Annotated in this window: 12 protein-coding genes; 1 reads left to right on the top strand and 11 read right to left on the bottom strand. The window is 71.2% G+C overall.

Annotated features, from left to right (window positions below; translation table 11 throughout):
- Positions 1-40: 40 nt before the first annotated feature.
- Positions 41-1,894 (bottom strand): proline--tRNA ligase, encoded by a 1,854-nt coding sequence (locus H9652_RS06915; protein WP_225227863.1) that lies wholly within the window; start codon positions 1,892-1,894, stop codon positions 41-43.
- Between the two features lie 100 nt (positions 1,895-1,994).
- Here H9652_RS06915 and H9652_RS06910 point away from each other — a divergent pair, with 100 nt between their 5' ends.
- Positions 1,995-2,924, top strand: coding sequence for an Fpg/Nei family DNA glycosylase (locus tag H9652_RS06910; RefSeq protein WP_191795601.1), 930 nt, complete (start codon positions 1,995-1,997; stop codon positions 2,922-2,924).
- A 3-nt stretch (positions 2,925-2,927) separates the two neighbouring features.
- Here H9652_RS06910 and H9652_RS06905 read toward each other — a convergent pair whose 3' ends face one another.
- From H9652_RS06905 to tsf, 10 genes are all read right to left on the bottom strand, one after another.
- Complete coding sequence (locus H9652_RS06905) at positions 2,928-3,884, bottom strand: GNAT family N-acetyltransferase (protein ID WP_191795600.1); 957 nt, start codon at positions 3,882-3,884, stop codon at positions 2,928-2,930.
- Positions 3,885-3,894: 10 nt separating this feature from the next.
- Complete coding sequence (gene ispG, locus H9652_RS06900; RefSeq protein WP_191795599.1) at positions 3,895-5,034, bottom strand: flavodoxin-dependent (E)-4-hydroxy-3-methylbut-2-enyl-diphosphate synthase; 1,140 nt, start codon at positions 5,032-5,034, stop codon at positions 3,895-3,897.
- A gap of 129 nt (positions 5,035-5,163) precedes the next feature.
- Positions 5,164-6,474, bottom strand: a complete 1,311-nt coding sequence (locus H9652_RS06895) for a M50 family metallopeptidase (protein WP_191795598.1) — start codon at positions 6,472-6,474, stop codon at positions 5,164-5,166.
- A gap of 137 nt (positions 6,475-6,611) precedes the next feature.
- Positions 6,612-7,796: a 1-deoxy-D-xylulose-5-phosphate reductoisomerase gene (gene dxr / locus H9652_RS06890; RefSeq protein ID WP_191795597.1), complete on the bottom strand. Its 1,185-nt coding sequence runs from the start codon at positions 7,794-7,796 to the stop codon at positions 6,612-6,614.
- Positions 7,797-7,866: 70 nt separating this feature from the next.
- On the bottom strand, positions 7,867-8,418 hold the full coding sequence (locus tag H9652_RS06885; protein WP_030150597.1) for a DivIVA domain-containing protein: 552 nt from the start codon (positions 8,416-8,418) through the stop codon (positions 7,867-7,869).
- Positions 8,415-9,551, bottom strand: coding sequence for a 23S rRNA (adenine(2503)-C(2))-methyltransferase RlmN (rlmN, locus tag H9652_RS06880; RefSeq protein WP_138824800.1), 1,137 nt, complete (start codon positions 9,549-9,551; stop codon positions 8,415-8,417). Before rlmN ends, H9652_RS06885 begins: the two co-directional genes overlap by 4 nt.
- 150 nt (positions 9,552-9,701) lie before the next feature.
- Entirely contained in the window at positions 9,702-10,547 is an 846-nt protein-coding gene (locus H9652_RS06875; RefSeq protein WP_191795596.1) for a phosphatidate cytidylyltransferase, read from the bottom strand.
- A gap of 21 nt (positions 10,548-10,568) precedes the next feature.
- Complete coding sequence (gene frr, locus H9652_RS06870) at positions 10,569-11,126, bottom strand: ribosome recycling factor (RefSeq protein ID WP_030150600.1); 558 nt, start codon at positions 11,124-11,126, stop codon at positions 10,569-10,571.
- Positions 11,127-11,228: 102 nt separating this feature from the next.
- Positions 11,229-11,963 carry a UMP kinase gene (pyrH, locus tag H9652_RS06865; RefSeq protein ID WP_191795681.1) on the bottom strand — a complete coding sequence of 245 codons (735 nt, stop codon included), beginning with the start codon at positions 11,961-11,963 and terminating at the stop codon, positions 11,229-11,231.
- 175 nt (positions 11,964-12,138) lie between these two features.
- Positions 12,139-12,978, bottom strand: a complete 840-nt coding sequence (gene tsf, locus H9652_RS06860; protein ID WP_191795595.1) for a translation elongation factor Ts — start codon at positions 12,976-12,978, stop codon at positions 12,139-12,141.
- Positions 12,979-13,057 lie beyond the last annotated feature (79 nt).

The following is a 13,057-nucleotide window of genomic DNA, read 5'->3' as shown; positions in this document are numbered from 1 at the left end:
CCCCCCCCCCCCCCCCCCCCCCGTCTCTGTCCGCCGCGCGCTACGCGAGCAGCTCGGCGACCTGGTCGGTCACGAGGTCGACCACGTCGGCGACGGGGACCTGCACGGCCTCGCCGCCCAGGCGCGGACGCACCTCGACGAGGCCGTCCGCGAGCCCGCGGCCCACGACCACGACGAGCGGGGCGCCCAGGAGCTCGGCGTCCTTGAACTTCACGCCGGGCGAGACCTTGGGGCGGTCGTCGTACAGGACCTCGACGCCGCGTGCCGAGAGCTCGGCCGTGAGCGACGCGGCGGCCTCGAAGACCGCCTGGTCCTTGCCCGTGGCCACGACCTGGACGTGCATCGGTGCGACGTGCGCGGGCCACGCGAGCCCCGCCTCGTCGTGGTTCGCCTCGGCCAGCGCGGCGAGCGCGCGGGTCACGCCGATCCCGTAGGAGCCCATGGTCACGACGACCTGCTTGCCGTTCTCGTCGAGGACCGTCAGGCCCAGGGCCTGCGCGTACTTGCGTCCCAGGGCGAAGATGTGGCCGATCTCGATACCGCGCGCGAGCTCGAGCGGGCCCGAGCCGTCGGGGGCGGGGTCGCCCGCACGGACCTCGGCGGCCTCGATCGTGCCGTCGGCGGTGAAGTCGCGGCCGGCGACCAGGTCGAACACGTGCCTGCCGTGCTGGTTCGCGCCCGTGATCCAGCGGGTGCCCTCGACGACGCGCGGGTCCAGGAGGTAGCGCACGGCCGAGTGCGACGACGCGGGCGTCCTGCCCTCGGCCGGCACGGTCACCTGGGGGCCCTGCGGGCCGAGCACCTCGGGGCCGATGTAGCCCTTGACGAGCTCGGGGTGCGCGGCGAAGTCGGCCTCGCCCGCGGGCTCGACCTCGGCGGGCTCGACCGACGCCTCGAGGCGCTTGAGGTCGACCTCGCGGTCGCCGGGCAGACCCACGACGAGCACCTCACGGCGGCCGTCGGGGTGCGTGAGCGCGAGGACCACGTTCTTGAGCGTGTCGGCCGCGGTCCACTCGCGGTCCGGGCGGGGGAAGCGCGCGTTGGCGAGCGCGACGAGCGAGTCGATCGTCGGGGTGTCGGGGGTGTCCTCGACGTGCGCCGCGGGCGCGGCGTCGAAGGGCAGGGCGTCCGGCGCGGGCGTGACGACGGCCTCGACGTTCGCCGCGTAGCCCCCGGGCGAGCGCACGAACGTGTCCTCGCCGATCGCGGTCGGGTTGAGGAACTCCTCGCTGCGCGAGCCGCCCATGGCCCCGGACGTCGCGGCCACGATCACGTACTCGAGGCCCAGGCGCGTGAAGATCCGCTGGTAGGCGGCGCGCTGGTTCTGGTACGAGGCCTCGAGCCCCTCCTCGGTCACGTCGAACGAGTACGCGTCCTTCATGATGAACTCGCGGCCACGGATCAGGCCCGCACGGGGGCGCGCCTCGTCGCGGTACTTCGTCTGGATCTGGAACAGCGTGAGCGGCAGCTCCTTGTACGACGAGTACATGTCCTTGACGAGGAGCGTGAACATCTCCTCGTGCGTGGGGGCCAGCAGGTAGTCGCCGTCCTTGCGGTCCGTGAGGCGGAACAGGTTCGCGCCGTACTCGTCCCACCGGCCCGTGGCCTCGTAGGGCTCGCGCGGCAGCAGCGCCGGGAAGTGGACCTCCTGGCCACCTGCGTCCTCCATCTCCTCGCGGACGATCGCCTCGACCTTGGCGAGCACGCGCAGGCCCAGCGGCAGCCAGGTGTAGATGCCGGGGGCGGCACGACGGATGTAGCCGGCGCGCACGAGGAGCTTGTGGCTCGCGACCTCGGCGTCGACCGGGTCCTCGCGCAGCGTCCGCAGGAACAGGGAGGTCATCTTGAGGGGCTTGACGGGGGGACCGACCACCCGGCTGGAGGCTGAAGACATGGGCCCGATCCTACCGTCGCGGGCGCCGCTCCCCCGCAGGGTTCGCTGCCTGCTCCTGCCCTCCGGTGCGCTCCGGCGCACGAGCGGGCACCATGGAACCGTGCCCGAGCTGCCCGAGGTCGAGGCGCTCGTCCGATTCCTCGACGAGCGTGCGACCGGTCACGTCGTCGTGGCGGCGGACCTTGCCTCGATCGTGGCTCTCAAGACGTTCTCACCCCCGCTGTCCGCGCTGGTGGGCGGCACGGTCACGGGGGCCGCGCGCCACGGCAAGTGGCTCGACCTGGCGGTCCGCCCGGGGGCCAGCGCGGGCAGCACGAGCAGCACGAGCGGCGTGCCCGACGGCGACCTGCACCTGGTCTTCCACCTCGCCCGGGCCGGGTGGTTGCGCTGGTCCGAGGACGCACCGACGACGCCCGTGCGGCCCACGTCGAGCCGTGGCGGCGTGCGGGCCGTGCTCGCGCTGCGGGTCCGGTTCGAGGACGGCTCGGGAATCGACCTCACCGAGGCCGGCACGCGCAAGCGGCTCGCGGTCCACCTGGTCCACGACCCCGACGAGGTGCCCGCGATCGCGACGCTGGGCGTCGAGCCGCTGGGGCCCGACTTCACGCGCGAACGTCTCGCCGAGCTGCTCGGCGCGCGCAACCAACAGCTCAAGGGGGTCCTGCGCGACCAGCGCCTGATCGCCGGGATCGGCAACGCCTACTCCGACGAGATCCTGCACGCGGCCCGGACCAGCCCGTTCCGCCTGACCCGCAGCCTCGACGCCGAGGACGTGGCCCACCTGCACGACGCGGTCAGGGACGTGCTCACCGAGGCCGTCGCGACGTCGTCGGGCAGGCCCGCGGCCGAGCTCAAGGACGCCAAACGCCGCGGGATGCGCGTCCACGGGCGCACGGGCGAGGCCTGCCCGGTGTGCGGGGACGTCGTGCGCGAGGTGTCGTTCGCCGACCGCAGCCTGCAGTACTGCGCCACGTGCCAGACCGGTGGCCAGGTCCTCGCGGACCGGCGCATGTCGAAGCTCCTGAAGTAGGTCTCAGAACAGGACGGTCGCGAACGTCCCGACCTGCTCGAACCCCACGCGACGGTACGTCGCGAGCGCGCGCTCGTTGTACGCGTTGACGTAGAGCGAGACGATCGGCGCGATCTCCCGGCGCGTGATCTCCACGACCGCGGCCATGCCGGACTCGGACAGGCGTCGCCCCCTGAACCGGGGGTCGACCCACACGCCCTGCACCTGCGCGACCTCGGGCGTGACCGCACCGAGCTCGGCCTTGAACACCACGACGCGCTCGGGTGCGAGACCGGCAAGGGGGTCGCCCACGAGAGGGGCACCCGTCCCGGGAGGCGGCGGGGCGGCCGCTGCTCCGCCGTCGACCCGCACGAACGAGCGCCCCGACGTGATGAGCCCGCGCACGCGGTCCGCGTAGGCGTTGCCGCCCGCGGCGACCGGCGAGTACCCGACCTCCTCGACGAACATGCGCACGCACGCCGGCAGGACCAGCGGCAGCTCGGCCGGTACCGACCGGCGGACCGCCGGGTCCGGCTCGACGTCCGGCGCCCGGTCGATCATGAGCGACGGCTGGTCGTCCCGGATGTCCCGGGCCGCGGGCCAGTGCTCGGACAGCCTGTCCCACAGCCCCAGCGCGGCGGAGCGCTCACCCACGATCGACGACGCCCGGCGCCCGAACCTGCGCGCGAGCGCGGCGAACGCGTCGAGCGCCTCTGCGCGGTCCGCGCCCTGCGACGGGACGACGGGCACCAGGTTGGCCCCTGCCCAGCAGATCGCCACGAGAGGCCCCTGCGCGGGGAAGCCCCACACCTGTCCGCCGCTGTGCGAGAGCCGGGTCGCCTCCACGATGCGCGAGGCCGCGAGCACCGACCCCACCGGGTCCAGCGCGCACACGCTCAGCGCCTCGGCGACGTCCCCGTCGCCCAGGACCCGGGCAGCCTGGGGCCGGGACCACGGCCCCGGAGGGTGCCAGCGCGCCATGGCCGTCGACTCAGCCGACGGTGACGACGGGCGGACCGGCCTGTGCGTCGTTCTCCGGCGTCATGGTCTCGGCGATACGCATCGCCTCCTCGATGAGCGTCTCGACGATCATCGACTCCGGCACGGTCTTGACGACCTCGCCCTTGACGAAGATCTGCCCCTTGCCGTTGCCCGACGCGACACCGAGGTCCGCCTCACGAGCCTCTCCCGGCCCGTTCACGACGCAGCCCATGACGGCGACGCGCAGCGGGACCTCCATGCCCTCGAGGCCCGCCGTGACCTTCTCCGCGAGCGTGTAGACGTCCACCTGGGCGCGACCGCACGAGGGGCACGAGACGATCTCCAGCTTGCGCGGGCGCAGGTTGAGCGACTGCAGGATCTGGATGCCGACCTTGACCTCCTCGACCGGCGGCGCGGACAGCGACACGCGGATGGTGTCGCCGATGCCCTTGCTCAGCAGCGCGCCGAATGCCGTGGCCGACTTGATGGTGCCCTGGAACGCCGGACCGGCCTCGGTCACGCCGAGGTGCAGGGGCCAGTCACCGCGCTCGGACAACAGCTCGTAGGCCCGCACCATGACGACCGGGTCGTTGTGCTTGACCGAGATCTTGAAGTCGTGGAAGCCGTGCTCCTCGAACAGCGACGCCTCCCAGACGGCCGACTCGACGAGCGCCTCCGGGGTGGCCTTGCCGTACTTCGCGAGCAGGCGAGGGTCGAGGGAGCCCGCGTTCACGCCGATGCGGATCGAGGTGCCCGCGTCCGCGGCGGCGCGGGCGATCTCCTTGACCTGGTCGTCGAACTTGCGGATGTTGCCCGGGTTCACGCGCACCGCGGCACAGCCCGCGTCGATCGCCGCGAACACGTACTTCGGCTGGAAGTGGATGTCCGCGATGACAGGGATCTGCGACTTCTTCGCGATCGCCGGCAGCGCGAGCGCGTCGTCCTGGCTGGGCACCGCGACGCGCACGATGTCGCAGCCGGACGCGGTCAGCTCGGCGATCTGCTGGAGGGTCGCGTTGATGTCCGTGGTCGGGGTCGTGGTCATCGACTGGACGCTCACGGGGGCGTCACCGCCGACGTCGACCTTGCCGACCTTGATCTTGCGGGTCTTGCGGCGTGGTGCGAGGACAGGCGGGGGTGCTGCTGGCATGCCAAGGCTGATGGGTACGCTCACGGACCTAGTATCCCCCGTCCGACCCCTCGCCCGCGCCCGACGCCGTTCCCCGCCCCGCTCCGCACACGACTCTTCGCGAGATCTTCACGGGACCGGAGGCGCAGGTCAGGTGAGGCGGATCGGGTTGGCGATGTCCGCGTAGATCAGCAGCACGCCCATGCCGAGCAGGACGACCCACATCGCCAGACCGAGCGGGACGAGCTTCGCGACGTCCGCGTGCGCGGGGCGCGGGCGGCCGCGGACCTTGGCGCCCTGCCGCTTGGCCCCCTCGTACAGCGCACCCGCGATGTGCCCGCCGTCGAGCGGCGGCAACGGGATGAGGTTGAACGCGAACAGAGCGATGTTGAGCGAGGCCAGGAGGCTCAGCATGATCGCCACCCGGTCGACCACGTCGACCTGGTCCGCCCCCACGACGTCCACCGCGATCCGCCCCACGCCCACCGGGCCCATCACCGAGGCCGGGTCCCGCTCCTCGCCGCCGAACGTGGACTGCACCACGTCGACCAGCTTGGCCGGCAGCTCGACGATGACCGCCGCCGTGCCCGAGACCTGCGCCCAGATGGCCTCCGGCACCGCGCTCAGCGGCTCCGAGACCCGTTCCTGGGTCGGCGCGATCCCGACGTAGCCCGCGGGCTTGAGCACCAGCTCGCCGTCGTCGTCGGTCACGTACTGCCCGTCGTCACCGACGACCGGACGGTCGACCTCGGTCGGGGTGATCTCGAGCGTGACCTGCTCACCCGCGCGCTCGACCACGACCGGGACCGTCTGGCCCGCGGCACCCGTGATCTTGCCGACCAGCGAGTCCCAGGACGTGACCGGCTCGCCGTCGAACGACACGACCGAGTCTCCGGGCTCGATCCCCGCCTCGGCGGCAGGGGTCGCAGGGTCGCTCGCCGTGCACTCGTAGTCCGCCGGGGCCGAGGCCGGTGCCACGCACGCGGGCACCGTCGCGACCGTCGTGGTCGCCTGCGGCGACCCGATACCGACCAGCACCACGGTCATGAGCACGAACGCGATCACGAGGTTCATGAACGGCCCGCCGAACATCACGACGACCTTCTTGGGCACCGAGAGGTTGTAGAACGCGCGCGGCTCCTGACCCGGCAGGATCTCCTCGGCGCTCATCTCCCGCGCGTCCTGCACCATGCGACCGAAGAAGCCGTTCGACTGCTTGGCGCCGGGAGCAGCGGGCGGGTACATGCCCACGAGGCGCACGTAGCCACCGAGCGGGATCGCCTTGAGCCCGTACTCGGTCTCCCCCTTGGTCCGTGACCAGAGGGTCGGGCCGAAGCCGACGAAGTAGTGGCTGACCCTGACACCGAACTTCTTCGCCGGGACCATGTGCCCGACCTCGTGCAGGGCGATCGACACGAGGATGCCGACCAGCACGACGAGGATGCCGATCACCGCGGCCATGAGTACTCCGTTCGGGGGTGCTGCGAGAAGACGAGGAAGACCAGTGCTGAGGGTCCGAACCTACCGCCGGTTCCTGCGGGCGGCCTGAGTCCCGTCAGGACCTGGACCGGTCCGTGGAGGCCCGGGGCTCCAGGGGCTCAGCGGCGGGCGAGGATCTCGTGAGCCCTGGCCCGGGCCCACCCCTCGGCGCCCGTCACGTCGTCCAACGTGACCGCGGCGCGCGAGGTTCCCGAGTGCTCGCCCAGGACCTGCTGCACGGTCTCGACGATGTCCAGGAACCCGATGCGACCCGCCAGGAAGGCCGCGACGCACTCCTCGTTGGCTGCGTTGTAGACCGCGGGGTGCGTCGCCGACGCCGACACCACCGCACGCGCGAGGCCCACGGCCGGGAAGAGCTCCTCGTCGAGCGGCTCGAACGTCCACGCGGTCGCACCCGACCAGTCGCAGCCCGCGGCCACCTCGCCCAACCGGTCCGGCCAGCTCAGCCCGAGGGCGATGGGCAGCCGCATGTCCGGCGGCGAGGCCTGGGCGATCGTCGAGCCGTCCACGAACTCGACCATCGAGTGCACCACCGACTGCGGGTGCACCACGACCGTGATGTCCTGCGTCGGCACGTCGAACAGCAGGTGCGCCTCGATCAGCTCGAGCCCCTTGTTCATGAGGGTCGCCGAGTTGATGGTCACGACCGGGCCCATGGCCCACGTCGGATGCGCCAGCGCCTGCTCCGGGGACACCGCCTTGACGTCGTCGCGCGCCCACCCGCGAAAGGGGCCGCCCGACGCCGTCAGCACCAGTCGGCGCACCTCCTCGGGACGTCCCGAACGCAGCGCCTGTGCGATCGCGGAGTGCTCGGAGTCGACCGGGACGATCTGGTCCGGACGCTGCTTCGCGTCCTGGACCAGCACGCCGCCCACGACGAGCGACTCCTTGTTGGCCAGCGCGAGCGTCGAGCCCGCGGCGAGCGCGGCGAGGGTGGGGCCCAGCCCCACCGAGCCCGTGATGCCGTTGAGCACGACGTCGGAGCCTGCCCCCGCAAGATCTGTCGCGGCGTCCGGACCGACGAGCACCTCGACCGGCCGCGCGCCCGCACGGGGAGCCTGCGCTGCCAGGGCGGCCTCGACGTCCGCGGCCCGCGCAGGGTCCGCGACGCCTACCCTCGCCACACCCAGCTCGATCGCCTGGCGCGCGAGCAGGTCCGCGTTCGCGCCACCTGCCGAGATCGCGTCCACGCGGAAGCGGTCGGGATGGCGGGAGATCACGTCGATCGCCTGGGTGCCGATGGAACCGGTCGACCCGAGAAGGGTCACGCTGCGCACACTCATGCGGACATCCTCCCAGGTACCGGGACCGTCCGAGACGAGCGACGCCGTCGGGCAGCCGTGGTACCCCGCGTCACTCGACGCCGAGCAGCACCTCGATGGCCCGGGCGAAGAACGCGTCCACGGGGCCCTCCGCGTAGCCGTCCTTGCCGCGACGACGCGCGAAGGTCGAGCTGCGGATCTCGGCGGCGGTGATGGGCTCCTGGCGGTCGAAGTACGCCACGAGGCGGTCGCACAGGTCGTCGACGTCGTCCATGTCGTAGCCCCACTCGCCACGCCCGGCCGGCGCGAAACGCTCACCGTCCGGACGCCCCAGGCGCCCGTACAGGCTGCGAGCCCGCTCGGCGAGCGCGTTCATCCACGCCTGCTGGCCGTTGACGGCGACGTACTCGGCACGCTGACGGGCGATAAACGCACCCTCCAGGCGGTCGAGGGCCGCGTCGACCTCATGGGTGTCGTACCCGCCGCGGACCAGGTCGAACATCGAGACCTGGATGTCCGTGCTCGTCAGACGCTCCGGCTTCCTGCCCTCGTAGACCTGTCGCGCGTGGTCGAAGAACTCGTCCACCTCTTCCGGGTCGTACCCGTTGCGCACCTTCGAGACGGTGCTGAACAACGCACTCACGCTTCCTCCTCAGCTGCCAGCTGCCCGCACGCACCATCGATGTCGCTGCCGCGTGTGTCACGAATAGTGGTCGGAATCCCGTGCCCACGCAAGCGAGCCACGAACTCGTCCTCCACCTCGCGCTCGCTCGCCGTCCAGATCGAGCCCGGGGTCGGGTTGAGCGGGATGGGGTTCACGTGCACCCAGCCCGAACCGCGAGCCGTGAGCTTCTCGCCGAGGAGGTCCGCACGCCAGGCGTGGTCGTTCATGTCCTTGATGAGCGCGTACTCGATGCTGACACGGCGCCCCGTGACCTCGAAGTAGTTGCGTGCCGCGTCGAGCGTCTCGTCGACCGACCACCGGGTGTTGATCGGGACGAGCTCGCTGCGCAGGTCGTCGTCGGGCGCGTGGAGCGAGAGCGCGAGCGTGACCGGGATGCCCTCGGCCGAGAGCTTGTTCATGGCCGGCACCAGGCCCACGGTCGAGACCGTGATGTTGCGGGCCGACATGCCCAGGCCCTCGGGGGCGGGCGCGATGAGCTGGCGGATGGTCCCCATGACGGCCTTGTAGTTGGCCATGGGCTCACCCATGCCCATGAAGACCAGGTTGTTCAGACGCGCGGGCCCGCCCGGGATGTCACCGTCCGCGAGCGACTTGGCGGCAGAGCGCACCTGCTCGACGATCTCCGCGGTCGACAGGTTGCGCGTCAGACCCAGCTGGCCGGTCGCGCAGAACGGGCAGGCCATGCCGCAGCCCGCCTGGCTCGAGACACACAGCGTCGACCGGTTCGGGTAGCGCATGAGCACCGACTCGACCTTGGCCGCGTCGAAGAGCTTCCAGAGCGTCTTGACGGTCGTCCCGCCGTCGGCCTGCATGACGCGTGCGGGCGTCAGCAGCGGCGGCATGAGGTTCTCGACGAGCAGGTTCCGCGTGGCCTGGGGGAGGTCGGTCATGTCCTCCGCGTCGTTCGTGAAGTGCGCGTAGTAGTGCGTCGCGAGCTGCTTGGCGCGGAACGGCTTCTCCCCCAGCTCGACGACCGCGGCCGTGCGCTCCTCCGGGGAGAGGTCGGCGAAGTGGCGCGGAGGCTTCCCGCGGCGGGGTGCCGACATGACGAGCGGCAGCGGCTTCGATTCGACGGACGGGCGAACAGACATGGAGGATCCAGAGGTTGGAGCGGGTGGAGCAGGTCAGCGCACCGCGTCGACGCACGACGCGGTGCACTCGAGCGAGCACGCCGGTGCGTCGGGCGACACATCGGCACGCGCGCGTGCGTCCGCGCCTGCGCTCGCCCTCACGGGACCGCCTCAGAGCGAGACGGAGAGCAGCAGGTACACGAACGGAGCGGTCAGGAGCATGGAGTCCAGGCGGTCGAGGACGCCGCCGTGCCCCGGCAGGAGCGACCCCATGTCCTTCAATTCTAGGTCGCGCTTGATCATCGACTCGGCCAGGTCTCCCACGGTCGCCGTGAGCGGCACCATGATGCCGAGCAGGACACCGATGACGGGGCTCACGCCGAGCCCATAGACGGCACCCAGGACGCCGATCGCCGTCGCCAGGACGAACGAGCCCGCCAGGCCCTCCCAGCTCTTCTTGGGACTGATCGACGGCGCCAGCGGATGACGCCCGAACAGGACCCCGGCCACGTACCCCCCGACGTCGTTCGAGACGGCCAGCAGGATGAACAGGAGGACCTGGATCCGACCGTTGTCCGGGTTCGCCAGCATCATCATCACGAACCCCGCCATGAACGGCAGGTACGCCGTCGCGAACGTTCCCGCGGCGGCGTCACGCACCGCTGCCGTCCCCGAGCCGTCGATGACCCGCCAGACCACGACGCCGGCCACCGTCAGGACGAACGAGACCATGAGGGCCTCGGGTCCCGAGTAGTAGGACGAGATCAGGATCCCCGCCGCGCCGACCAGGAGCGGCAGGAGCGGCAGGTGGATGTCACGACGGAGGAAGGCCTGCTTCAGCTCCCACAGCGCCGCCCCGACCGCAGCGGTCGCCAGCAGCACGAACGGCTCGGGGCGGAAGGCCAACGAGGCCCCCACCAGCACGAGGAGCCCGATCCCGACGGAGATCGCCTTGGGCAGGTCGCGCCCGGCCTTCGGCGTGCGCCGGGGCCTGGACGCGACCGCATCACTTGTCATCGGTGCGTACGGACTTCTGCATCAGACCTCGAGGAGCTCGCTCTCCTTGCCGGCGAGCAGCGCGTCGATCGTGTCGACGTGGCTCTTGGTGAGCGCCTCGAGCTCCTTCTCGGCGCGCGTGCCCTCGTCCTCCCCTGCCTCGCCGTCCTTCACGATACGGTCGAGCTGCTCCTTGGCACGGCGGCGCACGTTGCGCACCGAGACGCGGGCGTCCTCGGCCTTGCCCTTCGCGAGCTTCACGTAGTCGCGGCGGCGCTCCTCGGTCAGGACGGGGAGCACGACACGGATGATGTTGCCGTCGTTGCTGGGGTTCACCCCGAGGTCCGAGTCACGGATGGCCTTCTCGATCGCGCTCAGGGCGGTCTTGTCGAAGGGCGAGATCACGATCGTGCGGGCCTCGGGCGTGTTGAACGAGGCGAGCTGCTGCAGGGGCGTCGGAGCGCCGTAGTACTCGACCGTGATCTTGTTGAACATCGCGCCGCTCGCACGTCCCGTGCGAATGTTCGCGAAGTCCTCCTTGGCGACCTCGATCGCCTTGTCCATCTTCTCTTCGGCCTCGAGGAGGGTCTCGTCGATCACCAGTGCTCCTTCGTCGTGCGTTGCTGGGCTAGCCGTCCTGCGCCGCACGAGGCGGCGCACCCGGGGACGCGGTGCGGCCCGGGTCGTTCGTCGGTCGTCCGGTCAGTTCGTCGTGACCAGTGTCCCGATATTGTCCCCCAGCAGCGCGCGGGTCACGTTGCCCGGCTCGCCCATGCCGAAGACCCGCATGGTCACGTCGTTGTCGCGGCACAGGCTCAAGGCCGTGGCGTCCATGACGGCCAGGTCGTTGACGAGCGCGTCGGTGTACGTCAGGTGGTCGAGCTTGACGGCGTCCGGGTTCGTGCGCGGGTCCGCGGAGTAGACCCCGTCGACGCCGTTCTTGCCCATGAGGACCTCCTGGCAGTGCGTCTCGAGGGCACGCTGGACGGAGACGGTGTCGGTCGAGAAGTACGGCATGCCGGCGCCGGCGCCGAAGATCACGACACGGCCCTTCTCCAGGTGGCGGATGGCGCGCAACGGGATGTACGGCTCGGCGACCTGGCCCATGGTGATGGCGGTCTGCACGCGCGTGTCGACACCGGACTGCTCGAGGAAGTCCTGGAGCGCGAGGCAGTTCATGACCGTGCCCAGCATGCCCATGTAGTCGGCGCGGGCGCGGTCGAGGCCCCGCTGGGACAGCTCGGCGCCACGGAAGAAGTTGCCGCCGCCCACGACGATCGCGACCTGCACGCCCTGACGCACGGCCTCCGCGATCTCGCCCGCGACGCGCTGGACGACGTCCGGCGCCAGGCCGATCTGTCCGCCACCGAAGGTCTCACCGGAGAGCTTCAGCAGAACTCGTCGTGCCGGGGTCGTGGTCTCGATGTTGTCGCCCATGTGCAGCGCCACCTGTTCTTCGTCGTTCCGAGCTCCCGAGGTCTGCCCCAGGACGTTCCGGGGACGGTCCTACGAAGGTCCCCGGGGTGTTGCGTGGTGCGCCAGGACCTGGCCTGGTCCCGGTGCGCGGTGGCGCGGTCCGCGCGAGCGCGGACCGGGCCACCGGAGGAAGGCGTCAGGCGCCGACGCGGTACCGCACGAACTCGGTGACCGTGCCACCGGCCTCGGCGAGGACCTGACCGACGGTCTTCTTCGGGTCCTTGGCGAGCGGCTGGTCGAGCAGCACGACGTCCTTGAAGAAGCCGTTCAGGCGGCCCTCGATGATCTTCGGCAGCGCGGCCTCGGGCTTGCCCTCGTTGCGCGAGGTCTCCTCGGCGATGCGGCGCTCGCTCGCGACGACGTCCTCCGGGACGTCCTCACGGGTCAGGTACGTCGGGGACATCGCGGCGACGTGCTGCGCGATCTCCTTGGCGACGGTCTCACCGGCGACGTCCGTGGCGACGACGACGCCGATCGACGGCGGCAGGTCCTTGGCGGTGCGGTGCAGGTACGCGGTGACGCGCTCACCGGCGACACGCGTGGTGCGGCGCAGGACGATCTTCTCGCCGAGCGACGCAGCGGTGTTGTCGATGACGAGCTGGACGGACTCACCGTCGGCGTCCGCAGCGAGCGCTGCGTCGACGTCGGCCGCACCCGAGGCCGCGACGGCCGTCAGGACGCGGGCCGCGAGGTTGAGGAAGTTCTCGTTCTTCGCGACGAAGTCGGTCTCGGAGTTGAGCTCGATGAGCGTGGCGACCTGGCCACCCTCGGTCTCGGAGACGTCGACGGCCACGAGGCCCTCGGAGGTCGAACGGCCCTCGCGCTTGGCGACGCCCTTCAGCCCCTTGACGCGGATGATCTCGAGCGCCTTCTCGGAGTCGCCGTCGGCCTCGTCGAGCGCCTTCTTGACGTCGAGCATGCCGGCGCCGGTGCGCTCGCGCAGCGCCTTGATGTCGGCTGCGGTGTAGTTCGCCATGGTGGTGTCCTTACCTGTCTGGGGTCCCGGGGCTCCCCGGGGAGAACGTGGAGCGGGCGGTGCGGCGGGTTGGGGCCCC

It is taken from the genome of Oerskovia rustica, from assembly GCF_014836555.1.
Taxonomy (GTDB): Bacteria; Actinomycetota; Actinomycetes; order Actinomycetales; family Cellulomonadaceae; genus Oerskovia; species Oerskovia rustica.
This window is presented reverse-complemented; position numbering and strand designations above follow the sequence as displayed.